Origin of the sequence: Prevotella sp. HMSC077E09, from assembly GCF_001814685.1 — a bacterium.
In the GTDB taxonomy this organism is placed as follows: domain Bacteria; phylum Bacteroidota; class Bacteroidia; order Bacteroidales; family Bacteroidaceae; genus Prevotella; species Prevotella oris.
The window spans coordinates 25,553-51,922 of record NZ_KV817571.1 but is presented as its reverse complement, the minus strand read 5'-3'; the positions used below and the strand labels follow the sequence as shown (position 1 = coordinate 51,922).

The following is a 26,370-nucleotide window of genomic DNA, read 5'->3' as shown; positions in this document are numbered from 1 at the left end:
TTCCATTAGGAGTCTTCCTCCTTATGGTTTAGGCTCTCCTTGTCGCAAGCGACATCCAAGAATATCTAAGAATATTTTAGAAAATATAAAGGTCGTTAGGGTATAAACGAACTCATTCTGTTTCCTAAGAAGCCACTACAAGCTCGTGCTCCCCTCCTTGGGAGGGGTCGGGGGAGGTTTCCATTAGGAGTCTTCCTCCTTATGGTTTAGGCCTCCTCGTCGCAAGCGACATCCAAGAATATCGGAGAAAATCTTAGAATATATAAGGGTTATCAGCTTATAAACGAATTCATTTTGTTTCCTAAGAAGACGCTCCAAGCTCGTGCTCCCCTCCTTGGGAGGGGCTGGGGGAGGTCTCCCAACCCCTTAACCCCTTTGTAAATAAAAATCCGACGACGGCGAACTCTATTTCCACTTCGTTCTTTTTCTTTTTCTTCGTCTTTTTCTTTATCTTGTTCTTAGTTCTTGTTCTTTAGAGAATTTAATATATTGATTTCCAATAAGTTAAAATGCAAAAGTTCCTTAATTAACATTTATTTCTTCGTTGTTTAAGGAATTTTCACTCGGAAGTTAAAACTAAACAGAGTGGATTTTCAGCCATTAACGCACCTCTTTTTGTTTATATTTTTCATTGTTTACAGGCATTCTGTTCCATAGGTAGGCAGCCATTGTTTACAAACCAACATGACTGTTCCCTGCAACTTGACTGATTTCATGCGCCAATCTGCGTCAGATGACCGCATGATTTGACGCAAAATGCAAGGCAATCTGCATCAAGTCAGCGCGTGATTTGGCCTTGTCAGCTGATGACCTGTTGCCCGACAACAAAGAACCCGACCCACCAGGACGGGTGAGTCGGGTTCTATGTTTTATCTGCATCGTATCAATCAGTCACCATATCCGGGTGTCTGCTCCAACAAGGTGTTGGTTGAAAGCGTCGTTTCATCAATAGGCCAGAGCAGTCGGGTATTGTTGGCTGTGGAATACTTCACGGCTTTATTGAACAGACGGATGTCGTGCCAGCGCTTTCCTTCGAACAGGAATTCACGCATACGCTCTTTCAGAACGGCCTCTTCTGCATTCTCATCACCGCCCACAAAGGTGTTATTGGCAAAGAAAGTGGTCAGAGCGGGAGTGCCACCCGTGCTGATTTCATTGGGATATTGCACCTCGGGATGAGCATTGAAATAGGCTGCACCATATGCACGGCTGCGGATTTGGTTGATTTCTGTTGCGGGATTTTGTCCCAACAGCACTTTGGCTTCGGCTATTCCCAACAGACATTCGGCATAGCGGTAAATGGGCTGGTCGTCATACCACGATGTTGATGAGCCACCGGGAAGCAGCGTTCCATGGAACTTATTGCAGATGTTGCCCACATAGGTCGTACCGTCAGTGGCATAGACATCGGCCAATGAGCCTGCTCTGCGCTTGTCGTTTCCGTTAAGATAGAGTTTTGTCCACAGCTGTTTGTCAAGCGGGAAGCGCATGACACCGGTGCCGAGGCTCAGGTTGAGATATTCAGACTGGCTGAATTGAATGGCATTCCCATCGGCATCGTGCAGTCGGTAGGCACTCACATTCTGCTTGTTCATCACCAAAGAGGTGTAGAGACCGTTCCACAATGTGGTCTCATTTTCGCGGTTGTGCAGGGCAAAGATGATTTCCTTGTTACCTTTCTTATTATATGCAAACACATCACTGAAGTTGTCGAGCAAGGCAACATCCGCGTGAGACTGCACTTCCTGATAGGCAGTTAAGGCCGTCTGATAGTCGGCAGTGCCTCCTCCCATCTGCTTTCCGCTCCACAAATACACTTCACCCTTAAGCATCTTGGTGGCTGCGAGCGACCAATACATGCGTCCGTCCTTGAAGGAATAGTCGTTGTTATAGGCAGTTTCAGAAGCCTGGATATCGGCTTTGATCTGCTTCATCACGTCAGCCGCAGGGTCTTGCTTGCGTGCAACCTTACTCAAATCGACCGTTTTGCCCTCCGTGTGCTGCAGATAGACAATCACATCTCCGTAGGTTCGGAGCAACTGGAAATAGAAGAAAGCGCGCAAACCGTGACTACTTGCAAGATATTTGTTCTTCTGCGCTTCGGTCAGATAGCCTGCTTCGTTCACTTTGTCAATCATCAGATTGATCTGATTGATGCCCGTATAGAGTCCTCCGTAGTTTCCAATTACGGCACTGCTCTTTTCAAGAGTGTTGTTCCAGAGGCGCTCATAGCCCTGCGGAGCCTCACCGCTGAAGGCTGTTCCGGTGTAGATGTTGCTGCGCAGCTCGCCCCAGATGATATATCTGTTGGCATAACTTCTCACCCATGAGTAGAGACCTTGATTGAAAGTCTGCACCTGGTCGGCATTCTTCCAGTAATTGGAGTCGGTGATACTGCTTGTGGGTTCCAGATCCATGCAGCCCGCGAGTGAAAGACTGATCACGGTGGCTGCTATATAAGAAAATATCTTTTTCATTGTGAATTGCTTTGTTTGATTAGAAAGTAATGTTGAGTCCAAAGATCAAAGTGCGTGGAGAGGGATAACGGCCATAGTCGAAACCGTCTGACGGTTCAGGCGAAGCACCGTCATATCCGGTGATATAGAAAAGGTTCTGACCTGTCAGATACACGCTGGCATTGCTCATCTGAAGTGCTTTGGTCCATTGCTTCGGCAGATTATAACTGAGGGTAATCTCACGCAAAGCCATGTAGTCGGCCTTTTCATAGAAGATAGAATTGCCACGCCAGATATTGTGTTTGTTCAGCTGGTCAGCGTAAGTGAAGACCGGATATTTGGAGTTCGGATTGTCTTCACTCCACATATCCTTCACCTTGTCAATGAGATTGAACTGTCCTTGGAACTGTCCCATGGAGCGAGCCTTGAGGTCATTGTAGATGGTATGGCCCAAAGCATAGTCGAAACGCGCATACAAAGAGAGGTTTTTGTAAGAGAGTGTGGTCGACCATCCACCTGTCACAGTGGGTCGCAGATTGCCCACCACCTTGCGGTCGAGCGTATTAATGATGCCGTCTCCATTGATGTCCTCCCAGCAAACATCTCCCGGTTCGATGGCTTTCCAGCCTGCTGAGTTCTTATAGAGCACACCTGTCTGTGGATTTACTTCGTCGGCAAGGCCTGGCCCGTATAGTTTTGCAACGTTGTCAATACGCTTGTTGGCATGCTGGCGTATGTCGTCCCAGTCGCGGAAGATGTGATCCTGCTTATAACTGTAGAGATCTCCGAGCTTTCCTCCTTCGCGATAACCGCCAATCCACTTTGTAGGTGTGTGGCCATTGGCATCAACCTTACCTGCAGCAACTTCCACTCCTTCGAGCTGGTTGAACGGACGTTCGCTCTTAGGCAACTTGATAATCGTGTTCTTGACGGTTGAGAGATTGAACGAAAGGTCCCAACGGAACCCGTTTCTCAAATGGACTGGTGTGGCACGCACTTCCATTTCAAATCCTTGGTTGCGCAGTTTTCCCAAGTTGGTCTGGATAGATTTGAAGCCAAGATACGAGGGAAGGTTCACACTTTGCAGCAGGTTGCTGGTGTTGCGCACATAGTAATCGAGAATGAAAGACAAGCGGTTCTTGAAGAATCCAAGGTCAAGACCGGCCTCAAAGGTGTGACTCTGTTCCCATTTCAGGGCAGTGTTCACCAACGAGCGGTCGTAGAAAGCCGTGTTCCCGTTGTAGTTTGTCAGTTGATCATACACACCATAGATATAGAAATCACCGATACCGCTCACGTTTCCATTGCTACCGTAGCTGATACGAGGCTTGATGTTGCTGATGACCTTCGACAGTTTGGAAGCTTTCCAGAAGTCTTCTTCCATCATGTTCCAGCCTAATGACACTCCAGGGAAGAAGCCCCAGCGGTTGTCTTTCAGTTTGGAGTTGCCGTCATAGCGGAAAGTAAATGAGAGCAGATACTTCTGCATGTAGTCGTAGTTGAAGCGTCCGAAGAGCGATTCTATGCGGTTGCGCGACTTGTATGAACCCGGGTTGTCATCCTTGTCGGCACCGGCATTGAGCGTAGGAATGTCATCTGTGGGCGAATTCTTGGTTGAAGCCCACAGCTTATAGTAGTTGTAGTCATAGTATTCACCACCGAACATCAGGTCAACATTGTGCTTGTCGGCAAACGTGTTGCGGTAGTTCAGAAAGGCATTCAGCTGTGTCTGCGTGTCTTTCATCAGATATCCGTACGAACGGCGCGTGGTGTTGATCTTGTTGGGATTGCTCTGCGTGTAGAAAGCTTTGTTGAAATTCTCCACCTGGTCTAACGTATGGTAGAGCGAAGCATTGGTGGTCAAGGTGAGATGTTTCGGTATCAGCGTCAGATCAAAGCCTATATTGTAGGTCTCTGCACGGTATCCGTTGCTCGAAGTGAGCTTGTCGTTCCAATACAGATAGTTGCCGTCTGAAGAGCTCCAACCTGGTGCCGGACTGCCATCTTTCAGGTAAGGGTTCCATGTCGGACGCTGAGAACGTGTGCGATAGAACAGAGATGACCACGAGTCTACATAGCTCTTAGGTCTCGTTCGCCATGTGTACTGTGCGCCGGCACGGACTTTCAGCCAGGGCTTGATTTGGTAATCACCCTTCACACTGCCCGTGAAACGCTTGTAAGACGTGTTGCGCACCACACCATCTTCATGATAATAACCCAAGGAGGCTACGAAAGAACCGAAGTTGTTGCCACCCGAGAAATTGAGATAATGGTCTTGTGTCGTGGTCTGGTCATGGAAAATAGCCTTTTCCAAGAGTCCGCTGTAGTCTTTGAACATCAGCTGTCGCTTGGGCGAGTCACTGAAGTAGGGGTCGTCCATGAGCTGCCAGCCCTCCTCTTCCAGCAGCTTCTTATGGTCGGGATTAGCTGCATCGTAGTATAACACATCCGTGCGTGGGGTGAAATTCGTGTAACCATAGCCCGAATAGCCATTCTGGGCATCTACATTTGCCGGTGTCCCGTGCCCTTTCATTGACGTTGCATAGCGTTTCATTCCCAAGCGGTTATAATAGATGTAATCGCGGGCATTCATGAAATCATAGTCATCACGCCGGAAGTTCACACCTACTTTCATGCGGTAGTTGATAGTCGATGTGCCGCGTTTTGCCTGTTTTGTGGTGATGAGAATAACGCCTCCGTTGGCCCTTGCACCGTAAATGGCTGTTGATGCGGCATCTTTCAGCACTTCCATCGACTCAATGTCCGAGGGATTGACCTCTGAAAGCGTACGCTCAACACCGTCAACGATGATCAAGGCTGGTGCACTTCCCGTAATCGAAGCACCACCGCGCAGAGTGATGGAGGGATCAGTTCCGGGCTGCCCCGAACCATTGAACACCTGCAAACCCGTCACACTGCCCTGCAGGGCACTGCCGGCATTGGCGAAAGCTGCAGCATCAAGCACCTTGCTGTCCATTTTTGAGATAGCCGTAGTCAGCGTTGCACGCTTCTGCTGTCCGCCATAACCCGTTATGACGACTTCGTTCAGCGCCTGCGACTGCTCTTTCATTTTCACCTTGAGAGGTTGTCCGTTCCATTTCACTTCCTGCGAATCCATGCCGATGTAGCTCAATATGAGCACACTTCCACGGTTCACATTCGGCAAAGTAAAATGTCCGTCGAAATCAGTCACCACACGGTTGTTCGTGCCTTTCACCAGGATTGTGGCACCAATGACAGGCTCTCCCTGCTCATCGGTGACCGTACCTGTGCACTGACTGTTTTGCTGTGTGTACTGAGTCGACAACTCATTTGCAGCCCATCCCTGCGTGGGCATGACAAGCGATGCGCCTAACCATAGCGCAAAGCTGATAGGTCTTTGGTGTAGAATCATTTGTATCAGTTACTTAAATGAATATATGGTTTGGTAGAAATAACTTTCATAGTATCGTGTTTTATGGCTCACTGCATGCTGACCTACGGCAGCATTCCACGTTTTCTCCTCTGAAGTATCACCCTCATTGCCACAGTTGGGAAGACAGAAAAAGTCAAGCGTCTTTCCTGCAAGATATCTTTATTCATATGTCCGCAGTGTTTTTGATTGTATAGATTTACGGCGTAAATATACAAAAAAAATCCAAATGCACCTAAGAAAATAAGGAAAATCGATAAAACTTGAATGAAATCGCCACGCAATCTGCGTCAAGTCAGCGTGTGATTTGCATCAAGTTACGTTGTAATATGACGCAGATTGCGTGGTGAAGTGACTGAGATTGATTTGGTTTCCAAAGCTAATGGAAACTAAGAGAACACAAATGAAAACGCATGAAATACCATTCCACATTTCCATTTTTGGCAAAATACATCGATAAAAGATACCATTTATGTGCAGATAATACAGCTATCTCTATATATTCTCCGAAATTCTAAGCTATATCTCAAAACGGTTATGAGTCATAAATCAATGTAAGATTAAAAAGAATATCAAGTAGTCTTGTGCTTGTTCGTTGATGCTCGCCCTCTGAAAAACATTGAATAATTTTCAAATATCATTGCTCTAAAATTTGGTTATGTCATGATAGATGCTTATCTTTGCACGTGAATTCGGGATGTAGCGCAGTTGGTAGCGCACACGTCTGGGGGGCGCGAGGTCGCCAGTTCGAGTCTGGTCATCCCGACAGAACAAATGCAAAGGAGTTGATAATCAACTCCTTTTGCTTTTTCTTTGGCCGAAGTCGGTAACATCGGTTCAGTCGAAATATGGGACAATAGATATTTAGTGGCGATTTCTTATGTTGTTTTCAAAGTTTTTATTTCCTTTGCAACATGTAAAACAATAAACTCTTTCAATTGTCTTTCATCGTTTTGTCTCAGGCGGTATCGAACTGCTTCATTATTATAGATACCGAACAAAATACTGCGAAGTTTCGTATTCACTTGGATGAAAAGGGGGATGTATGCTTTCTGCTTACAACTTATATAAACTCCATATCCTAAGCCTTTTACTCCCCTCTCCTTGGAGAGGGGCAGGGGGAGAGACCTTGTTTCTTTCTTATTTCTTAGCTGAGGGGTTGCAGTTTCTGCTTCCCTACAACCACAACACAGCCTCATTCCCCTCATTAAACAGCAGATCGAGGATGCTCATATTGGGTTGAAAGCCGTGTTTCTGCTGATAAACTTGATAGTAGGGGCGGGCAATAAAGTCGTTGTCAAGGCCTGGATGCTTGGGGCGAATGGCGTCGCGGAAGTCGTCGGTGAGGCTGTTCAGTTCGGCGTTTTCTGTGCAAGTATCTATCGGTTGAAATGCAGTTGTGAGCTGTATTTGTGGTCGAATGTCGAGCAGTTCTGTCATTTTCTCCGTGATAGCCATGTTAAAGTCGATGAGAAATGTCCACTTCTGTTCAAAGAATGGGCGCAAATCGTCCTCATAGTACATGAAGAAAGGACTTTCACCATAGGCCGAGCAGAGGGCATGCCAATGGATATGACGCCAGTTCCCGTGGTCAGAGATGCGGATATCCTGCATGGGCGTCTTCGAAAGTTGGTTGCCTTCGGGACATGAAACGGGTATAGAGAGTGCCTGCAGACCGTTGGTTGTCGGTATGACACAACGGTTACGATAGGTCTGTTTGACGAAGTTGTCGTGCTGTTCGATAAGGCATTGGTCATAGCGATGTAGCTTCTGATACCATTGAACAGGGCCAAAATAGGTGGAAGAAAGCAGGGCTGTTTTCAACATCTGAGCGAGTTTGAAAGTTAAAAAGAGGCAGTCTTGTCAGAAAGGCAGGTAGAAAAGGCGAGAAGCCGGCCCTATAATATCGTGGTAGGGCACGAGGGTTTGACCACTTCCTGTGCTGACCAAATAGGCATAACAATGCTCACAAAGGCATTTGTCGCAGCACACCATGGGGATAACGAAGCGCTTTTGGGCAATCGTCAAAGTGTCTCCGGGCAAGGCTCTGATGCGTCCTAAATGCTTTTCTTTCGTGCCGAAGACGATGAGTTGGCCCCGTTTATAGTTGCCATGTGCCAACATGTTCACCATCACTCGGTCGCCCTGGCGCAGCACGGAGGCTGCCGGGACACGGTAAATGGCGAAGGCAAAGGAGCGCACGACAATGACTAAAAACAGTGCAATCCCAAGACTGAGAAGCCAAGCACGTAGTTGTTGCATCATAAACGCCCCTTTCTGCACCGCCAACCTCATGGGAGGCAACAGGCGAAAAGGGGCATTCTTTACTTATTTTCTATTTGATGTTATCGACAAAATTAAAGAGACGACTCCAGCGAATGCCGCTGAAACCGGGATGATCAGGGTTGTGACTCCACCAGATGAATATCGGCTTGCCCACGATATGGTCTTCAGGAACGAAGCCCCAATAGCGGGAATCCGCGCTGTTATGACGGTTGTCGCCCATCATCCAGTAGTAATCCATCTTGAAAGTATAGCTGTGGGCAAGTCGTCCATTGATATAGATTTGTCCGTCTTTCACCTTCAAATCGTTGTGCTCATAGGCACGAATGGGACGCTCATAGACGGCGATATTCTTCATGTTGAGCTTCACTGTGGCTCCCTTCTTCGGTATCCACACGGGGCCATAGTTGTCGCGAGTCCAGCCCGTATAGGCGTTGAGAGGGTAGAGGTCGCCTGTCTGTGCATCGGTATTCAGGCGAATGTCAGCCACGATGTCCTTGCGGGCAGCAAGCTTTTTGGCTGCTTTCTGTGTCAAAGGCAAGTAGCCATATTGGTTAAGACTGGCCATATCCTCATTTGAAATGCCGAGTTCGTCCATCAGTTCCGTAGGCATCTGCCCCTTGAGTTTCACGTAGTAACTGTATTGAACGTTATCAGGTTCCTTGTTTGCCTTGCCATTCAGATAGACAATGCGGTTCTTGATCTGCAGCGTCTGACCTGGAAGACCGACGCAACGCTTCACATAATTCTCTCTGCGGTCAGTCGGACGGGTGATGATTTCACCGTATTCAACAGGATTGTCTTTCATGTATTTACGTCCCATGGCCATGACACTTTCGAGATAATCACGCTGTGCAACGGGGTTCATTGCCTTCAAATCGGGCTGTTCCATGCCCTGCGAAGCAAGCAGACTCTTGCCGATATAGGAGCAAAGGGCATAATAGTCCTGATCTTTATAGGTGTCGGCAGAGCAGAGCGTATCACCTGCGGGATAGTTGAAAACAACGATATCATTGAGCTTAACATGGCCTAATCCCTTCACGCGTCGATAGTCCCAATGAGGCCATTCAATATAGCTCTTGGTGTTGATGATCGGAAGTGTGTGCTGTGTCAGCGGCATGCTGAGCGGTGTTTCGGGGATGCGTGGCCCGTAACTCACCTTGCTCACAAAGAGATAATCGCCTGTCAACAGACTCTTTTCGAGTGAACTTGAAGGGATGACGAAGTTCTGAAAGAAGAACAGATTGATGAAATAAACGGCTACCAAGGCAAAGACGAGAGCATCAACCCAGCCCATGATGAAGCGTGTTGGACCTTCAGCGTCTTTCCACCACTGCCATTTGATCTTCTTAGAGATATAGACATCGTAAATAAAAGGCACCACAATCAGTCCCCACCAGCTGCCAACCCAGAAGAGAAACAGCAGGTAACAGAGGGTGACAGCAATGAATTTTCCCCATTGAACGCGTGGGTTAATCTTGGCTTTTTCCTTATCTATCATTGTATTCAGAATTTAAATAGATCGCTGGTAGTCAGCAATCCTGTATGATCTTTTGTGTATTCAGCGGCTAAGACAGCACCCAAGGCAAACCCTTTTCGGCTGTGTGCGTCGTGTGTTATCGTGATTTTGTCAGCTTCACTGTCGTAGCTGATGCTGTGAATGCCCGGTACTTCATCGCGTCGGATACTTGCAATAGGCAGTTCGTTGGCTGCAACGGCATTGCTTCCTTCCTCACTTCCGTCGGCATGATGCTGCAAACCTTTCACCCATTTGTCTTTTCTGTCGAGGTTTTCGATAATCTCTTCGGCCAGCGTTATGGCTGTTCCGGACGGTGCATCAAGCTTATGAACGTGGTGAATCTCCTCCATTGCAACGTCATATTGAGGAAATTGGTTCATAATCTTAGCCAAATAGCGGTTTACGGCGCTGAAAATGGCCACGCCAATCGAGAAGTTACTGGCCCAGAAAAGGGTCTGCTTGCCGTCTTTGGTCAGTGCTTCAACGTCGGCTTTATGGTCTTTCATCCATCCCGTTGAACCGCTGACAACTTTCACATTGTGGCTGAAAGCCTTGAGATAGTTGCCATATGCCGCCGTTGGATTGGTGAATTCGATGGCTACATCAGCGTTGATAAAGGCATCAGAGTCGAAGTCTTGCTGGTTGTCGGCATCGATTTTGCATACAATTTCGTGGCCACGTTGCAGGGCAATATCTTCAATCATGTGTCCCATTTTGCCGTAGCCAATCAATGCTATTTTCATTGTCTTATTGTGTTAAATGTTTCTTTTCACATTGTTATATATGGGGGCAAAGTTACTAATTTATCTGCTGATTTTATAAGTATTTGACGCATAATCTGTTGAAAAGTCTATTGTTTTATCAGTTTTTTTGTATTTTTGTAGAAAATATAGCTGCACTCGGCAAATTATGAAATCATTCACTTTGCGCTCGTTTGCAATATTTTTGAGAACATATAGTGCCACAAGATTATCATGGAATTGCTTTTGCATTACGTATGGAAACATAAGATGTTCCCATTGAAACCACTGAAAACAGTCGATGGAATGGCTGTGGAAGTGATTGATTCCGGCCTGCATAATCACGATGCAGGGCCTGATTTCTTCAATGCAAAGGTAAAGATTGGAGGCACACTATGGGTGGGAAACGTTGAGATTCACGACAAGGCAAGTGATTGGTTCGCCCATAAACACGACTTAGATGAATGCTATAACAACGTGATTCTGCATGTCTGCGGATGCGTTGACACTGTAGTAACAACGCAGAAAGGTGACCGTTTGCCTCAAATGGAACTCGAAATTCCTCCTTATGTCATGCAGCATTATCATGAATTATTGGCCTCCGACCAGTATCCTCCATGTTATAAAATCATACCGGAGCTAAGCCGTTTGATGCTCACTTCATGGCTCACGGCCTTGCAAACCGAGCGTTTGGAGCAGAAAACGGAGGCCATAAAGCAACGTGTAAAAGCTTGCGATGGCTCGTGGGAAGCAGCTTATTTCGTCACATTGGCACGCAACTATGGTTTCGGAATCAATGGTGAAGCTTTCGAACAGTGGGCATTAAGTCTGCCATTGCAGGTCATAGCACACCACCGCGACAATCTTTTTCAGATTGAAGCCCTGTTCCTTGGGCAGGCAGGACTGTTGAATATCGACGCCGTTTCTATGCGCCACCGCGATGAAGTGCTTGAGGAGGGTTACTTCTCCAAGTTGCAACGCGAATATATCTACCTTCAACACAAGTTTAATCTCAAGCCCATTGACTTTCATCTCTGGCGCTTTCTGAGACTGAGACCGCAGAATTTTCCTCATATCCGCATTGTACAGTTGGCCCAACTCTATGCCAAGCAGCAAGCAGGATTAAGCCAATTGCTTGACTGCACGACAGTGAAAGCCGCAATGGAATGCCTCCGAAGCAGTGTAACGCTTTATTGGCAGACGCATTACAGCTTTGGCATTTCGAGCGAATTCAGCGAAAAACAACTCTCCACTTCTTCGCTCCAACTGTTGATTATCAATACCGTTGTGCCGATATTATTTGCTTATGGGCGCCACGTCAGCAAGGAAACACTCTGTGAAAGGGCCTTTGATTTCCTCGAACAGCTGCGACCTGAGAACAACCATATCGTCAGAATGTGGCGCGACTGCGGTCTGCAGGTGATGCATGCCGGTGACTCTCAAGGACTGATACAACTGAAAAATGAATACTGTGACAAAAAGAATTGCCTGCAATGCAGGATTGGTTATAAATACTTAAAGCAGAAACTATGAGTAAATACATCTTTGAAACGCGCATGGAAGTGCGCGACTACGAATGTGATATCGAAGGTATTGTGAACAATGCCAACTATCTTCACTACACCGAACACACCAGACACTGCTTCTTGAAGCATGCAGGGCTGAGCTTTGCACAGATGCATGAGAAAGGAGTTGATGCTGTTGTAGCCCGTATGCAGTTGGCTTATAAGACGCCACTCCGCTGTGATGACGAGTTCATCTCACGCATGGGACTGCGCAAGGAGGGTGTGCGCTATGTTTTTAATCACGACATCTTCCGTGCTAACGACGAGCGACTTTGTTTCCATGCTGACGTAGAATTGGTCTGTTTAATCAATGGACGACTCGGCAACAGCGAAGACTACGACCGCGCCTTTGCCCCTTATTGGCAGACCGAAGAACAGAAATAACCTTGCCATGACAGCCCAACAGGAACAACTCAACACTCTGATTCTATCGCGCATCGGTTTCTATAACCTTGCAGGAATACTCGAAGTCTATCGTCGGGTGGGTGCCGCTACGCCTGTTATCGAACAGCATCGCGACATCAGGAGCCTCATTCCTGAGGCTTCACAGCGTCTTGTTGAGGCTTTTCAAGACATCAGTGCTCTGCAGAAATGGGCCGAAGCCGAACTCGAGTGGGCTGAAAACAACGGCGTGCAGGTGCTTTGTTTAGGCGACGAACGCTATCCCCGACGTCTCAGCGAATGCTGCGATGCACCGCTTGTGCTGTTCTATCAAGGCACGGCCGACCTCAACTGTCCACGCATTATCAATGTTGTGGGCACGCGACGCAGTACACTTTACGGGCAAGATCTTATCCGAAGGTTCGTCACCGACCTGAGAAAGCTTTGCCCCGACACGCTTATTGTGAGCGGACTTGCTTATGGTATCGACATCAATGCACATCGGCAGGCACTCGACAATGGCTTTGAAACCGTGGCTGTTCTGGCCCACGGACTCGACACACTCTATCCCCATGCGCATCGGGACACCGCGAAACAGATGCTCAATCAAGGTGGACTGCTCACGGAATATGCCACACATACCAATGCCGACAAACAGAACTTCGTGCGCCGTAACCGTATTGTTGCAGGCATGAGCGACGCCTGCATTGTCGTTGAAAGTGCCTCTCATGGTGGCGCACTCATCACGGCACGCCTCGCTACAGAGTACAATCGGGATGTCTTTGCCTTTCCCGGAGCTGTCGGAGCTGCCTATAGTGAGGGCTGCAACAACCTCATCCGCGACAATAAGGCAGCGCTCATCACGTCGGCTTTCGACTTCGTCAATGCCATGGGATGGCAGGACAATATGCTCAACCGCGCCCGAAACGAGGGCATAGAACGCCAACTTTTTCCCGAACTCAGCAGTGAAGAACAGCAGATTGTGACTGTGCTTCAACGCGAAAACGACCTGCAAATCAACCTCCTTACCCTCAAAACCAATCTTCCTATAGCCCGCCTTACCGCCCTTCTCTTTACACTTGAAATGAAAGGTGTCGTCAAGGCATTGCCCGGAGGCAGTTATCATTTGCTCGGATAGAATATATTTTGTAACTTTGCGGGCGTATGAAAATAGGCAAATTAGACTTTGGTGAGCGTCCGCTTTTCCTCGCTCCGATGGAAGATGTGACCGACATTGGCTTTCGAATGCTCTGCAAACGGTATGGCGCAGCAATGGTTTATACAGAGTTTGTGTCGGCAGATGCCATTATCAGAAGCATCAAGTCGACGCTTGATAAGATGACAATCAACGATGCCGAACGCCCCGTTGGAATTCAGATTTACGGTCGGGATGTCGAGTCAATGGTTGAGGCTGCGAAGATTGTTGAACAGGTGAAACCCGATTTGATTGATTTGAATTTCGGCTGTCCGGTAAAGAAAGTAGCCGGCAAGGGGGCCGGTTCGGGCATGCTTCGCAACATACCGTTGCTGCTTGACATCACGCGAAACGTGGTGAAAGCTGTCAGCACTCCGGTCACCGTGAAGACGCGTTTGGGGTGGGATAATGACAGTCTTATTATCACTGATTTGGCTGAACAACTGCAGGATTGTGGCATACAAGCGCTCACAATCCATGGCCGCACGCGTGCCCAGATGTACACCGGTGAGGCCGATTGGACCTTGATAGGCAAGGTGAAAAGCAACCCCCGAATACATATTCCCATTATCGGTAATGGCGACATCACTACTCCCGAAGAAGCCAAACGTGCCTTTGACGATTATGGTGTAGATGCGGTTATGGTGGGACGTGCCACATTTGGCCGTCCATGGGTATTCAAAGAGATGCGCGATTTTATTGATAACACCACATCAAGTCCTTTGACCATAGACGACAAAATCGACATTCTTGAGGAACAACTCCGTATTAATGTGGAACGCATCGATGAGTATCGAGGCATTATCCACACGCGTCGTCACCTTGCTTCGAGCCCTATTTTCAAAGGCATTCCCGATTTCAAACAAACGCGCATCGCCATGCTTCGTGCCACGAAAGTCGACGAACTGATTGCGATATTGGAGGAGTGTAGAGGGAAATTAAGGCCTTCTTCCGACCCCTTTGCTAAGGAATAAGGAGGGAAACAAAGCCTCACCCCCAACCCCTCTCCAAGGAGAGGGGAGTAATATGTTCGCTAATTATATTGTATTAAAAACTCCATTTCCTAAGCATTTCCCCCCCCTCTCCTTGGAGAGGGGTTGGGGGTGAGGCTTTGTTTCCCTCATTCCTTCTTAGCAAAGGGCTGGGGGTGAGGCCTTGTTTCCTTCCTTGTGCGATGCAACTCCATTCACTTTACGCGGCAAAGTGAATGGAGTTACCACGCATTTTGACGCAGATTACACGGTCATTTGACGCAGATTACACGATAACTTGACGCAAATTGCAACATACATTGACGTCAAAAAGCACAGGAATTTCAATCAAGAGAGGTAATGGGTTGAAGCACAACGCATTACAGAATATCTCCAAAACTCGCGTATTTCGGGCCGAGAAGAATTTGTTTTTGAATTTGTGGGTTATGCGAGGACAATTATAAAATAATTGATGAAGATGCAGGGAGTGAAATAAGAGCATAAAAAATAGGGGAAGCCAATCATTGACTGACCTCCCCGAACTATACATATATATCTATGGTGGTAGCTATTATAGATGTGAATTCGTGTTGAGAAAACATGCAGCGGATCACTCCGCTGCAGTCTTTACATAATGTTGTAAGTGCCAATCCCTGGCTGAATAGTCTTCATATTGTCCAAATGTAATTCCCTATCACGTACTCCTTTCATAGAATATCCAAACAATCTTTGTCGTAAAAGACATTGCAAAGATATATAATCTCTCTTTTTTTACCAATAGAAATTATATATAAGGTGATAGATGAAACTTATAGATATGTTCAGAAGTGCTATAAATAAAGAGGTTGGTAAAATCAGAATAACAGGATTTATTTGCCATTTCATGAGAAATAATGCCCGACTTCAGTATATTGTTCACGACCTATTAAGGTGTAAAGGAACACCTTTTTCAGTCTTTTCCATTTGGTTTTTGATGTTTTCTTGATTTCAGGCAGTGATTAGCTACATGCAGGATGCAGTTGCCTGCCATTTATTTTCAATGGCAAAGAAGAAGGGATTTTCCTTTTTTTTGTGTAAGTTTGCAAGTATAAATCATTTTTCTGTGCGTATGATGACATTCGAGTTTATCCTTCGTATCTTCGTGGCAGCCGTCTTAGGCGGGCTTATCGGTCTCGAACGTGAATATAGAGAGAAGGCGGCAGGACTGCGTACTCACTTTCTTGTTGCATTGGGTTCGGCCCTTTTCATGATTATTTCTGCCTATGGTTTTGAGGGCGTATTGAAAGACCCCAACATGCGTCTTGACGTATCGCGCATAGCAGCTCAGGTGGTTTCGGGTATCGGTTTCATCGGTGCCGGAACGATAATTTTCCAGAAAAATGCCGTGCGCGGGCTGACAACGGCAGCCGGAGTGTGGGTCACTGCGGCTATAGGTTTAGGCTGTGGTGCCGGACTTTATGTGCTCTCGGCAGTGGCTACGTTGCTTGTGTTGGTGGGAATGGAGGCATTTAATTATGTTCTTCGTCGGCTCGATCGTCATCATGAAAACAGTCAGGAAGATGTAAAAGCGACGAAAGAAAACAGAGAAGAGTGAAAGATGATGATGAAGAAGAGATTTCAACGCCTGCAGATGGGCAGTCTGTTGCTGTTGTTCGGTTGTGTGTTTTCAGTTTCTGCTGCCGACAAGGAGAGTGCCACGGCAAGACGATTGGCGCGTGAAGGCTATGTGAACATACAGAAGGAAGACCCGTCAATCCATGTGAGTCTGATGTACAGCAGGGCCGATAACTTCTGCGGCGTGGTGCTCTATGACGACCTCAAGGAAGCGTTTCTGCATCCCGAAGCCATGGCTGCACTGAAGAAAGCACAGGCTTATTTGAAGCAACTGCGCCCCGACTTGAGTCTGAAAGTCTATGATGCAGCCCGCCCGATGCGTATTCAACAGAAGATGTGGGACAAGGTGAAACACACGAATAAGGATATCTATGTGTCTAATCCTGCCCATGGTGGCGGTATGCACAACTATGGCATGGCCGTTGATATCACGCTCTGTACGCTGAAAGGTGACACGCTCGACATGGGAACGAAAATCGACTACATGGGCATGGCGGCCCATATTGACCATGAAGACCGGTTGGTAAGTGAGAAAAAGATAAGCCCAAAGGCACGTGAAAACCGTCAGTTGCTGCGCAAGGTGATGCGTCACGGCGGTTTTATTCCACTCAGAACGGAGTGGTGGCACTTTAATAAATGCTCGCGTGCAACGGCAAAGAAGTATTATAAAGTAATCCCTTAAGCAGGTTGTTATGCATCAATCAGACGGTTTCATGAAAAGAAATTGCAGGGAAAAAGCAAGCGTTGAGCCTCTGTTTTACCGTAGAGCATGAGACCTTTAGAACTGATGTCGCTATGAATTCTGAATTGTTTATCCGTCAGCATCGCTTGGATGATGTGCGCACGTTGGCCTTCCAAGCCGATAAATACCCCGAGGTCGACATGCCGTTTGCCCTCGAACAGATACAGGGGTGGCAGTTGGCACGGCGCAAACTGCCTGAATGGGCAGCTGAAGATGGTGTGCTGTTTCCACCTCATTTGTCGATGGAACAGTGTTCGAGTGAGCAGGCGGCACGTTATAAAAGCAGTGTCGTGGAGCGGCTGTTGACGGCAGAAGAACGGCAGAAAGGCATGATGACAGACCTCACCGGAGGCTTCGGAGTTGACTTTTCATATATGGCACGCAGTTTCGGAAAGGCGGTATATGTGGAGCAACAAGAACGACTCTGTGAGGTTGCACGCCACAATTTCCACTGCTTCGGACTGCAGCAGGCCGAGGTGGTGCATGGAGATGGGGGCGATTTTCTGCATAGTTTACAAGACAAGCAGGCGTTGATTTATCTTGATCCTGCCCGTCGTGATGCGCATGGAGGCAAGACTTACGCCATTGAAGACTGCTCTCCTGACGTGACTACGCTTAGTGATGAACTTGTTGAACGTGCCCGTTTGGTGATGATAAAGCTTTCTCCGATGCTTGATTGGCATGCTGCCGTGGTGCAAATGAAACATGTCTGTGAGGTGCATATCGTCAGTGTCGGTGGTGAATGTAAGGAGCTTTTGCTCGTCATGCAGCAGGGAGAAGCAGTGGAAAAGCGTCTTTTCTGTGTGAATGATGATGATGTCTTTGTCTGCAGGATAGGCGAGGAGCCACGTCGATGGCCTTTAGTTGAGGATTTAAGGTCTGTGCGTTGGCTCTATGAACCGAATGCTTCGTTGATGAAAGGAGGATGCTTCGGCAGTCTTGCTGAACGTTTCAAACTGCAGGGAGTAGGGCAGAATTCTCATTTATTCGTGTCTGAGAAGCGGGTGGAAGATTTCCCGGGACGCGGTTTCTATATAGAAGATATCACGTCGATGAACAGAAAGGAACTGAAAACAAAACTTGCAGGACTGACGAAAGCCAATATTGCGGTGAGGAATTTTCCGTTGAGTGCGGTCGAATTACGCAAGAAATTGCATCTCAAGGATGGCGGTGATACCTATCTTTTTGCAACCACTGTGGGCACTGTTCATACCTTAATAATATGCAAAAAACAAATGTAAATTTGGCTTTTTGGCTGAAATTGGCTACTTTTGCATGTTTAGAAGATAAATTAAGAGATACATGTCATCACTTGAGATAAGGAAGGTTGAGAACCGAAGAGACTTAAAAACCTTCATCGAATTCCATTATGAGCTTTACCAAGGGAATGAATATGATGCACCGACACTGTATAGTGACGATGCAAAGGTGCTGAACCCGAAGAAGAATGCAGCCTTTGAATTCTGCGAAGCAGAGCTTTATTTGGCCTATAAGGAGGGCAAGGTAGTTGGTCGTGTGGCTGCTATCATCAATCATAAAGCCAATGAAAAGTGGAACACAAAGGCCGTAAGGTTTGGTTGGATAGACTTTATTGATGACTTGGAAGTGAGCCGTGCACTGCTCGATGCCGTTGGGAAATATGGCAAGGAGCATGGCATGGACAACATTATCGGGCCACTTGGCTTTACCGATATGGACCCGGAAGGCATGCTTACCGAGGGTTTTGATCAGCTTGGAACCATGGCAACCATCTATAACTACCCTTATTATCCCCGCCATATGGAGCAACTTGGGGGTTGGGAAAAGGATAATGACTATGTGGAATACAAGCTCATTGTGCCTGAAAAGATGCCCGAGAAGTATCAGAAAGTGGCAAAAATGATTGAAACACGTTATGATCTTCATGTGCGTGCGCTGAAAAGAAAGGAGGTTTATAAAGGGGGATATGGTCATAAGATTTTTGAAATCATCAACGAAACCTTTAAGAATCTCTATGGATATTCAGAGCTGACAGACAAGCAGATCAAGCAATATGTAGACATGTATCTGCCTTTTGTCGATCTCAACTGGGTGCCGATAGTGGAAGACTGGAGTGTAACGCCTCATAAATTAGTGGGAGTCGGCATCACAATTCCTTCGCTGACGCGTGCATTACAAAAGCTTCATAAGGGCAGGTTGCTGCCTTTTGGCTGGTGGAATGTACTTCGTGTGTTGAAGTTTCATAAGACAAAGGTTGTCGATTTGTTATTGATTGGCGTTCTGCCTGAGTATCGTGTGAAAGGCGCCAACGCCTTGTTGTTCTCTCATTTGATACCTATTTATCAGAAATATGGCATTGAATGGGGTGAAACTCATGTTGAAATGGAAACTAACGGAAAGGTACAGTCGCAGTGGCAGTACCTTGAAACCGTGCAACATAAGCGTCGACGCTGTTACAAGAAACTGCTTTAAACATTCAGAGAAACCCCTTTAGATATCCTTAGAAAAGACAAATATGCCAGAGAACGAAACGATAAATGAAATTAAGAACGGGCAACAGGAACAGCCTGTTGCCTATACTGATGATAATATCCGACACCTCTCGGATATGGAACACGTGCGAACGCGCCCGGGTATGTATATCGGTCGTCTCGGAGATGGCAATCTCCCGGAGGATGGTATCTATGTACTTTTGAAAGAAGTCATTGATAATTCAATTGATGAATTCAAGATGAAAGCCGGCGACCGCATTGAAATCGAAGTGGAAGACAACCTCAGGGTGAGTGTCCGTGACTACGGACGAGGTATTCCGCAGGGTAAATTGGTTGAGGCAGTCAGCATGCTTAACACCGGTGGAAAATATGACTCAAAGGCTTTCAAGAAGAGTGTCGGACTGAATGGTGTAGGTATCAAGGCCGTCAATGCTTTGAGTTCGCACTTTGAGGTGAAGTCATTCCGTGATGGGAAAGTGCGTGAGCTGACATTCGAAAAGGGTGTGAAAAAGAGTGACAAAACCCTTGATACGAACGATGAAAACGGTACATATATCTATTTCGAACCCGACAATACGCTCTTCAAGGACTATAGTTTTCACAATGATATTGTCGAGACTATGCTGCGTAACTACACCTATCTGAACAGCGGATTGACCATTATGTATAATGGGCGTCGCATCAAAAGCCGCAATGGTTTGGCCGATTTGCTGAATGATAACATGACGAATGACGGTCTGTATCCTATTGTTCATATCATCGGAGAAGACATAGAAATCGCCTTCACACATACCAATCAATACGGTGAAGAGTATCATAGTTTCGTCAATGGACAGCACACTACGCAGGGGGGAACACATCAGAGTGCGTTCAAAGAGCATATTGCAAAGACGATAAAGGAGTTCTTCAACAAGAACTATGAGTATACCGATGTGCGCAATGGACTTGTTGCAGCCATTGCATTGAATGTTGAGGAACCTGTGTTTGAAAGCCAGACGAAGATTAAACTCGGCTCAACCCAGATGGCTCCTGATGGTGAAAGCATCAATAAATATGTGGGCGATTTCATTAAATTGAATGTCGACAACTATCTCCATATCCACCCCGATGTGGCAGAAGTGATAGAAAACAAGATCAAAGAAAGCGAGCGGGAACGCAAGGCAATGGCTGGAGTGACTAAGCTTGCACGCGAGAGAGCGAAGAAAGCGAACCTGCATAACAGGAAGCTTCGTGACTGTAGAATCCACTTCTGTGATGCCAAAAACGACCGTAAGGAAGAGAGTTCTATTTTCATTACCGAGGGAGATTCGGCCAGTGGAAGCATCACCAAGAGTCGTGATGTGAATACTCAGGCGGTCTTTTCTCTGCGTGGAAAACCACTCAATTCATTCGGATTGACGAAGAAAGTGGTGTATGAGAATGAAGAATTCAACTTGCTTCAAGCTGCACTTGATATTGAAGAAGGACTTGATACACTGCGGTATAATAAGGTGATAGTGGCTACTGATGCCGATGTTGACGGCATGCATATCCGCTTGTTGATAATAACCTTCTTCCTTCAGTTCTTTCCTGAACTCATCAAGAAAGGGCATGTTTACGTGCTTCAAACCCCACTTTTCCGCGTCAGAAACAAGCGCACGAAGATTAAGAACAAGCAGGTGGTTGCTGAAGCAGACACCCGATTGGACAGGAAAGAGAAGAAAAGTGACTTCATCACGCGTTATTGTTACACTGAAGAAGAACGTATCAACGCCATAAAAGACCTCGGGCCGGAGCCTGAAATCACACGATTTAAGGGGTTGGGAGAAATCAGTCCCGATGAATTTGTACACTTCATAGGCCCTGATATGCGTCTTGAACAGGTGACACTCCATAAGAACGACCAGGTAGGGAAGCTGTTGGAGTATTACATGGGCAAGAATACCATGGAGCGACAGAACTTCATTATTGATAATCTTGTTATCGAAGAAGATCTCCCCGAGGCTGATACCGACCCATTAGATTAATGCCCTTAAGCGGTGAAAAACCGCTGGGGCCAATGAAAAGAACTATATAATGAGAAAAGAACGCTATACAAAAGTCTGCACTCATGCACTCCATCAGGGAATGGCATGGGCCATTTTGTTTTTTATCCTGCTGTTACCTCAATCGTCAATGGCACAGCGAATAAATCTCGGAAGCGACTCTCCGATGCGTAAACTGCAGATTGCAGAAATGGCTATCACTAATCTCTATGTTGACAGTGTCGATGAAAAGAAACTCGTTGAAGACGGTATTCGTGGCATGATAGAGAAGCTCGATCCCCACTCTTCCTATTCAACAGCAAAGGAAACCAAGCAGATGAATGAGCCTTTGCAGGGTTCGTTTGAGGGTATCGGCGTACAGTTCAATATGGTGCAAGACACGTTGCTGGTTATTCAACCGATAGTAAACGGCCCGTCAGAACGTGTCGGTATTCTTGCCGGTGACCGCATTGTGAGTGTCAACGACACGGCGATTGCAGGCGTGAAGATGTCGAAAGAGGATATCATGAAGCGGCTTCGGGGCGTCAAGGGCTCAAAGGTGAAGCTTGGAATTGTGCGTCGTGGCATTGCCGGTACACTCAAATTCACCGTCATCCGGGATAAAATTCCAGTGAAAACTCTTGATGCAGCCTATATGATTCGGCCGCAGGTGGGTTATATCCGCATAGGAAGTTTCGGACTTACTACGTATAATGAATTCATGGATGCCGTTGAAGGACTGAAAGTCTTGGGCATGAAAGACCTCATTCTCGACCTTCAGGAGAACGGCGGAGGCTATCTTATGGCTGCTGTCCAGATAGCCAATGAATTTCTTCATCACGATGATTTGATTGTCTATACACAAGGACGCAGGGTGCCTCGGCAGGACTATCGCGCTGACGGAAAGGGCAAGTTGGTTGATGGAAAGGTGCTCGTACTCATCAATGAATACACGGCTTCAGCAGCTGAAATCGTTACGGGAGCTATTCAGGATCAAGACCGTGGTGAGGTTGTCGGCCGCAGATCTTTCGGTAAAGGCCTTGTACAGCGTCCGATAGACTTTGCTGACGGCAGCATGATCCGCCTCACGATAGCCCATTACTACACGCCTTCGGGCCGTTGCATACAGAAACCTTATAAGAAAGGTGAAGCGCTTGACTATGCTATGGACATTGAAAAACGCTTCAAACATGGTGAACTTTACAGTGCTGACAGCATTCATTTTGCCGACTCCCTGAAGTATAAGACCTTGCGAAAGCAGCGCATTGTCTATGGTGGAGGGGGCATTATGCCCGATTACTTCGTGCCTCTCGACACCACACTGTACACGCAGTTTCATCGCCAGTTGGCTGCCCGAAGCTATATCATCAATGCAAATTTGAAATATATAGATAACAACCGAAAGCAGCTGAAAAAGCAGTTTGCCACCTTTGGTGACTTCAACGCCCGCTATGAAGTGCCTCAATCGTTTGTCGATGACGTGCTCCAGATGGCAGCAAAAGACAAGATAAAGCCCAAGGACGACAAAGAATTGCAGGCCACCCTGCCCCAGTTGCGCCGCCAACTCAAGGCGCTTGTGGCTCGCGACTTGTGGGATATGAGCGAGTATTTCCAGGTTATCAACGAGACCAATCCTATTGTGGAGAAGGCTGTGGAGCTGATGAAATGACAAGCAAACGAAACAATCTAACTCTCTATCACTATAAACAATGACTTTTAATTACAAGATTTTACACATGTTGGTGGTTGCAGCAATGTCGGCTGCAATGCTCTTTTCCTGTCATTCGGGACAGCAGGATGCACGCCAGATGGCTGAAGCTATCGAAGATACTGCATCAAGCAAGGAAGCTTACTTCCGTACGATGACGAAGATTGCCTATGCCAAATATCTGAAAGGTGAAACGCAATCGAGCCTTGAATATGCCTATATCGCCCTCGGACGTTCTATCGAAGAAAGGTTTCAGAACTATGAAGCTACCCTCGCATTCCTTATTGGAATCAATAAAGCCAACATAGGGGAATACGATGATGCTGTGCCTTATTTCCGTCGTGCTATCAGCATTTTCAATGCTATGCCGACACCCCAAAACCAATGGAACGGCCTCTATCAGAAGGTCTATACCCTGCTCAATACCGAATTGGTGATGCAGAATGCGGGGAAATATGATGAGGCTTTGCGCATCTTACCCGACCTTAACCGCTCTTTTCGCCTCTTGGCGGAGTGCCCGGATACGGCATCTATGAAGGCCGGAGCCAACAGTACGTTTGGTTTTATGCCCCGCTCGGCTTTCAAATTAGCAAAGTCAAGTGAGACGACAATTCTTGAATTGCAACAGCAACAACAGGAAACTGAACTCAGAACCATGCGCATAGCCCTCATCATGGGTGGCGTTATCGTCCTGTTACTCATCTTTATCGTGTTCCGTATCGTGCGTTATAACCGTATTATCACACGTAAGAATGCATCGGCGGTGGATACTATCAACCGACTCCTACAATACCGTAAGGCGTTGATGGAAGAGCGCAGTCAGCATGAACAAAGTAAAGAAATAGAGGATGAGACAAAGGATTCTGAAACAGAAGAAAGTACTGTTGAGGATACAGCCAAACAGGAAGTGGATGTTGATCATGAACTTTTCGACCGTATTGCAAATATCATCATGGCTCGTAAGTTGTTCCTCCAACCGAAGCTGACACGTGAGGATATCATCAATGAAGTGTATGTTCCGCATAATAAGTTCGCCCAACTTTTCACCCGGTATGCCGGTATGAGCTTCACGAAATTCATCAACGACCTGCGCTTGGAGTATGCCGCACAGTTGCTTCGAGACCGTCCGGACTATACGATTGAGGCCATTGGAGAAGAATGTGGCATGCCGATTGCGCAGACTTTCTATCGTAATTTCTCTGATAAATTTGGTGTTACACCTTCTGATTTCCGTACTTTATCACAGAAAAAAGACAGAGAAAATCAGGTGAAATAAATAAAAAAGGGGCTAAAAATCAAGGAAAATACGCCGAAAATGAATATTTGTGAGAACATGTGAACTTTTGTGATACCCTCTTTCTGCTGTAATTTCTACTTTTGTATCGAAGGTTTAAGTTTTAGACTATTAAGTACTCAACTTTGTAAATTACAGCAACCCGTGAGGGCAAAAGTTATTTCATTTTTCGCATTCAAAAATTATTTGTTTAGAGAGTTATAATGAATCAGGTTCCATCATGGCAACATTTTGGGTATAACCAAAAACTTCTGAAAGAGTTACATGATGGACAACATAAAAGATATGCGGCCTGTAGAAGGTCGCATATCTTTTGCTTTTACAGCTTAGTAGTCATCAATAGTGACTACATTACTTGGGTTATACTTTTAGATTTCAATGAAAAATAAAATGGATTTACTTGCAATTATAAATACTTTGTATTACATTTGCATACACACATAATGATAAATGAATATGGAACATACAGTAACACGACAGGCCGCATCATTCAGACTGAATGCAGAATTGCTTGATGTTTTGAAGCGTAGAGCTAAGGAAGCCAACCGCAGTCTTAACAATTATGTTGAGAGTGTGTTGCTTGATGCCATGTATTTCGAGCCCAATGAAGAGACTATTGCAGCTATTAAAGAGGCTAAGTCAGGGAAAGAGCTTGAAACGCTTGATTTGAATGATTTTGAAAACTATATTCAATCTCTGTAGATTTGATGGAATTAAAGCTCTCCGGACAGTTTAAGAAAGATCTTAAACGGTATAAGCATAATAGGGAAAAGCTACGGGATTTAAAAAGAATCTTGACTTGTTTACAAGCTACAGGAGCTGTACCTTTGGCTTATAACCCTCATAAATTAACTGGAGAATATGAAGGATGCCTTGAATGTCACATTCAAAATGACTTCCTTTTAATTTGGTATGACAAGCAGAAGCCTATCATAAAACTATTGCGTTTGGGGCTACATTCCGAACTTTTCAAGAGATACTGACGCATGATGTGTTAGTATTTTCCATCTCAAAAAAATGTTTTTATATTGCTTTTGGCTTTAGGTAGTTGGCCAACTTCCGTCTTTCTATCCCTCTTCCAACGTTTTCAGCAGCGCTAAAGCCTTGTTTTCATTGGCCTCCATAATCTCTCGTTCACCCGGTCCTTTGTCGTTGATGCCGCAGAGATGCAGGATGCCATGGATGATGACACGGTGGAGTTCATCATCGTATTCCTTGCCGAATTGCTCGGCATTCGTGCGGACTGTGTCCAGACTGATGACGAGATCACCGCTGATAATGTCGTCTTCGTCGTAGTCAAACGTAATGATATCCGTGTAGTAATCATGGCCGAGATAGTCGTTGTTGACCTCGAGTATCTTCTCATCATCAACAAACATGTAGCCAATATCGCCCACTTTCCGACCGTAGGTTGCTGCGACAGCCCGTATCCATCGATTGATGAGGCGTTTCTTCATCTTAGGCATTCCTACGCCGTCTGTGTTATATGTAATCATAACAATATAGTTTTTATCCTCTTACAGCCTTTTTATTTCCGTGGCTTTGCTATCCACTCGTCGGCATCTTTACCGAAGAAACGCAACTCTCTGATGAGCGTACTGCTGATACTTGACAGCGAAGGGTCGGCAAACAACAGCAGAGTTTCAACGCCACTCAGCTTTCGATTGATTTCAGCCTGTTCGCGTTCGTATTCAAAATCCTTAACTGAACGCACACCACGGACGATGAAATGTGCACTCTCACGACGTGCCATGTCAACGGTAAGATCGTCATACGATTTCACTTCCACGCGTTCTTCGTCGCAATAAACGGCTTCAATGGCTTTCACGCGGGCATCAATTTCCTCGCTCGTATGCTTCAGTTTGCTCACGGCAACGGCTATCACTATCTTGTCGAACAGCGGTAGTGTGCGGTCAACAATGTTCTGATGACCGATAGTAAAGGGGTCGAAAGTACCCGTGAAGAGTGCAATTCGCTTTTCTGTTTTCATCTTCTGCAAAATTAATATATTCCTTT

At 46.3% G+C, this 26,370-nt stretch carries 21 protein-coding genes and 1 tRNA gene; 14 read left to right on the top strand and 8 right to left on the bottom strand.

Annotation, left to right across the window (positions count from 1 at the left end; all coding sequences use genetic code 11):
* Positions 1-887: 887 nt before the first annotated feature.
* Together nanU and HMPREF2983_RS07810 are read right to left on the bottom strand one after the other, a co-directional pair.
* On the bottom strand, positions 888-2,477 hold the full coding sequence (nanU, locus tag HMPREF2983_RS07815) for a SusD family outer membrane lipoprotein NanU (protein ID WP_070667631.1): 1,590 nt from the start codon (positions 2,475-2,477) through the stop codon (positions 888-890).
* Between the two features lie 19 nt (positions 2,478-2,496).
* Entirely contained in the window at positions 2,497-5,850 is a 3,354-nt protein-coding gene (locus tag HMPREF2983_RS07810) for a SusC/RagA family TonB-linked outer membrane protein (protein ID WP_070667630.1), read from the bottom strand.
* 711 nt (positions 5,851-6,561) lie between these two features.
* Here HMPREF2983_RS07810 and HMPREF2983_RS07805 point away from each other — a divergent pair.
* Positions 6,562-6,634: transfer RNA gene (locus HMPREF2983_RS07805), tRNA-Pro, on the top strand.
* Positions 6,635-7,044: 410 nt separating this feature from the next.
* Here the strand turns inward: HMPREF2983_RS07805 and HMPREF2983_RS07795 are convergent.
* From HMPREF2983_RS07795 to dapB, 4 genes are read right to left on the bottom strand one after another with little or no spacing between them, the layout of a single operon-like run.
* On the bottom strand, positions 7,045-7,695 hold the full coding sequence (locus tag HMPREF2983_RS07795; RefSeq protein ID WP_070667628.1) for a WbqC family protein: 651 nt from the start codon (positions 7,693-7,695) through the stop codon (positions 7,045-7,047).
* A gap of 36 nt (positions 7,696-7,731) precedes the next feature.
* Positions 7,732-8,163: a S26 family signal peptidase gene (locus tag HMPREF2983_RS07790; RefSeq protein ID WP_070667627.1), complete on the bottom strand. Its 432-nt coding sequence runs from the start codon at positions 8,161-8,163 to the stop codon at positions 7,732-7,734.
* 40 nt (positions 8,164-8,203) lie between these two features.
* Entirely contained in the window at positions 8,204-9,652 is a 1,449-nt protein-coding gene (lepB, locus tag HMPREF2983_RS07785) for a signal peptidase I (RefSeq protein ID WP_004377888.1), read from the bottom strand.
* 5 nt (positions 9,653-9,657) lie between these two features.
* Positions 9,658-10,413 (bottom strand): 4-hydroxy-tetrahydrodipicolinate reductase, encoded by a 756-nt coding sequence (gene dapB, locus HMPREF2983_RS07780; RefSeq protein ID WP_070667626.1) that lies wholly within the window; start codon positions 10,411-10,413, stop codon positions 9,658-9,660.
* 267 nt (positions 10,414-10,680) lie between these two features.
* On the opposite strand from dapB, the gene HMPREF2983_RS07770 reads away from it, so the two are divergent.
* From HMPREF2983_RS07770 to HMPREF2983_RS07710, 13 genes are all read left to right on the top strand, one after another.
* Positions 10,681-11,943, top strand: a complete 1,263-nt coding sequence (locus HMPREF2983_RS07770) for a DUF2851 family protein (RefSeq protein WP_070667624.1) — start codon at positions 10,681-10,683, stop codon at positions 11,941-11,943.
* Positions 11,940-12,359, top strand: coding sequence for an acyl-CoA thioesterase (locus HMPREF2983_RS07765; protein ID WP_004373214.1), 420 nt, complete (start codon positions 11,940-11,942; stop codon positions 12,357-12,359). The genes HMPREF2983_RS07770 and HMPREF2983_RS07765 overlap by 4 nt, the downstream gene beginning before the upstream one ends.
* 7 nt (positions 12,360-12,366) lie before the next feature.
* Entirely contained in the window at positions 12,367-13,494 is a 1,128-nt protein-coding gene (gene dprA, locus HMPREF2983_RS07760; RefSeq protein WP_070667623.1) for a DNA-processing protein DprA, read from the top strand.
* Between the two features lie 26 nt (positions 13,495-13,520).
* Positions 13,521-14,525 carry a tRNA dihydrouridine synthase DusB gene (dusB, locus tag HMPREF2983_RS07755; RefSeq protein WP_070667622.1) on the top strand — a complete coding sequence of 335 codons (1,005 nt, stop codon included), beginning with the start codon at positions 13,521-13,523 and terminating at the stop codon, positions 14,523-14,525.
* Between the two features lie 1,105 nt (positions 14,526-15,630).
* Positions 15,631-16,116 carry an MgtC/SapB family protein gene (locus HMPREF2983_RS07750; protein ID WP_070667640.1) on the top strand — a complete coding sequence of 162 codons (486 nt, stop codon included), beginning with the start codon at positions 15,631-15,633 and terminating at the stop codon, positions 16,114-16,116.
* A gap of 3 nt (positions 16,117-16,119) precedes the next feature.
* Entirely contained in the window at positions 16,120-16,818 is a 699-nt protein-coding gene (locus HMPREF2983_RS07745) for a M15 family metallopeptidase (RefSeq protein ID WP_070667621.1), read from the top strand.
* Positions 16,819-16,931: 113 nt separating this feature from the next.
* Positions 16,932-18,119, top strand: coding sequence for a THUMP-like domain-containing protein (locus HMPREF2983_RS07740; protein ID WP_070667620.1), 1,188 nt, complete (start codon positions 16,932-16,934; stop codon positions 18,117-18,119).
* A 61-nt stretch (positions 18,120-18,180) separates the two neighbouring features.
* A complete protein-coding gene (locus HMPREF2983_RS07735) occupies positions 18,181-19,329 on the top strand; it encodes an N-acetyltransferase (protein ID WP_070667619.1) in 1,149 nt (382 codons plus the stop codon).
* A gap of 43 nt (positions 19,330-19,372) precedes the next feature.
* Entirely contained in the window at positions 19,373-21,355 is a 1,983-nt protein-coding gene (locus HMPREF2983_RS07730) for a DNA topoisomerase IV subunit B (protein ID WP_070667618.1), read from the top strand.
* Between the two features lie 49 nt (positions 21,356-21,404).
* Positions 21,405-23,021 (top strand): S41 family peptidase, encoded by a 1,617-nt coding sequence (locus HMPREF2983_RS07725; RefSeq protein WP_070667617.1) that lies wholly within the window; start codon positions 21,405-21,407, stop codon positions 23,019-23,021.
* A 40-nt stretch (positions 23,022-23,061) separates the two neighbouring features.
* The gene (locus HMPREF2983_RS07720; protein WP_004377856.1) at positions 23,062-24,336 is read left to right on the top strand and encodes a helix-turn-helix transcriptional regulator; all 1,275 of its coding nucleotides are present in this window, start codon (positions 23,062-23,064) and stop codon (positions 24,334-24,336) included.
* 468 nt (positions 24,337-24,804) lie between these two features.
* Positions 24,805-25,056 carry a hypothetical protein gene (locus tag HMPREF2983_RS07715; RefSeq protein ID WP_004373445.1) on the top strand — a complete coding sequence of 84 codons (252 nt, stop codon included), beginning with the start codon at positions 24,805-24,807 and terminating at the stop codon, positions 25,054-25,056.
* Positions 25,057-25,061: 5 nt separating this feature from the next.
* Entirely contained in the window at positions 25,062-25,337 is a 276-nt protein-coding gene (locus HMPREF2983_RS07710; RefSeq protein ID WP_070667616.1) for a type II toxin-antitoxin system YafQ family toxin, read from the top strand.
* Between the two features lie 84 nt (positions 25,338-25,421).
* Here HMPREF2983_RS07710 and ybeY read toward each other — a convergent pair whose 3' ends face one another.
* Together ybeY and coaD are read right to left on the bottom strand one after the other, a co-directional pair.
* Entirely contained in the window at positions 25,422-25,850 is a 429-nt protein-coding gene (ybeY, locus tag HMPREF2983_RS07705; RefSeq protein WP_004373441.1) for an rRNA maturation RNase YbeY, read from the bottom strand.
* A gap of 32 nt (positions 25,851-25,882) precedes the next feature.
* Positions 25,883-26,344: a pantetheine-phosphate adenylyltransferase gene (gene coaD, locus HMPREF2983_RS07700; protein ID WP_070667615.1), complete on the bottom strand. Its 462-nt coding sequence runs from the start codon at positions 26,342-26,344 to the stop codon at positions 25,883-25,885.
* Positions 26,345-26,370 lie beyond the last annotated feature (26 nt).

Bases quoted from the DNA above. Each gene is read 5' to 3' on its own strand.
- HMPREF2983_RS07770 (WP_070667624.1), top strand. From the start codon at position 10,681: ATGTTCCCATTGAAACCACTGAAAACAGTCGATGGAATGGCTGTGGAA.
- nanU (WP_070667631.1), bottom strand. From the start codon at position 2,477: ATGAAAAAGATATTTTCTTATATAGCAGCCACCGTGATCAGTCTTTCA.
- dprA (WP_070667623.1), top strand. From the start codon at position 12,367: ATGACAGCCCAACAGGAACAACTCAACACTCTGATTCTATCGCGCATC.
- HMPREF2983_RS07715 (WP_004373445.1), top strand. From the start codon at position 24,805: ATGAATATGGAACATACAGTAACACGACAGGCCGCATCATTCAGACTG.
- dapB (WP_070667626.1), bottom strand. From the start codon at position 10,413: ATGAAAATAGCATTGATTGGCTACGGCAAAATGGGACACATGATTGAA.
- HMPREF2983_RS07740 (WP_070667620.1), top strand. From the start codon at position 16,932: ATGAATTCTGAATTGTTTATCCGTCAGCATCGCTTGGATGATGTGCGC.
- HMPREF2983_RS07750 (WP_070667640.1), top strand. From the start codon at position 15,631: ATGATGACATTCGAGTTTATCCTTCGTATCTTCGTGGCAGCCGTCTTA.
- HMPREF2983_RS07790 (WP_070667627.1), bottom strand. From the start codon at position 8,163: ATGAGGTTGGCGGTGCAGAAAGGGGCGTTTATGATGCAACAACTACGT.
- HMPREF2983_RS07745 (WP_070667621.1), top strand. From the start codon at position 16,120: ATGATGATGAAGAAGAGATTTCAACGCCTGCAGATGGGCAGTCTGTTG.
- coaD (WP_070667615.1), bottom strand. From the start codon at position 26,344: ATGAAAACAGAAAAGCGAATTGCACTCTTCACGGGTACTTTCGACCCC.
- HMPREF2983_RS07765 (WP_004373214.1), top strand. From the start codon at position 11,940: ATGAGTAAATACATCTTTGAAACGCGCATGGAAGTGCGCGACTACGAA.
- dusB (WP_070667622.1), top strand. From the start codon at position 13,521: ATGAAAATAGGCAAATTAGACTTTGGTGAGCGTCCGCTTTTCCTCGCT.
- ybeY (WP_004373441.1), bottom strand. From the start codon at position 25,850: ATGATTACATATAACACAGACGGCGTAGGAATGCCTAAGATGAAGAAA.
- HMPREF2983_RS07725 (WP_070667617.1), top strand. From the start codon at position 21,405: ATGAGAAAAGAACGCTATACAAAAGTCTGCACTCATGCACTCCATCAG.
- lepB (WP_004377888.1), bottom strand. From the start codon at position 9,652: ATGATAGATAAGGAAAAAGCCAAGATTAACCCACGCGTTCAATGGGGA.
- HMPREF2983_RS07730 (WP_070667618.1), top strand. From the start codon at position 19,373: ATGCCAGAGAACGAAACGATAAATGAAATTAAGAACGGGCAACAGGAA.
- HMPREF2983_RS07795 (WP_070667628.1), bottom strand. From the start codon at position 7,695: ATGTTGAAAACAGCCCTGCTTTCTTCCACCTATTTTGGCCCTGTTCAA.
- HMPREF2983_RS07735 (WP_070667619.1), top strand. From the start codon at position 18,181: ATGTCATCACTTGAGATAAGGAAGGTTGAGAACCGAAGAGACTTAAAA.
- HMPREF2983_RS07810 (WP_070667630.1), bottom strand. From the start codon at position 5,850: ATGATTCTACACCAAAGACCTATCAGCTTTGCGCTATGGTTAGGCGCA.
- HMPREF2983_RS07720 (WP_004377856.1), top strand. From the start codon at position 23,062: ATGACTTTTAATTACAAGATTTTACACATGTTGGTGGTTGCAGCAATG.
- HMPREF2983_RS07710 (WP_070667616.1), top strand. From the start codon at position 25,062: ATGGAATTAAAGCTCTCCGGACAGTTTAAGAAAGATCTTAAACGGTAT.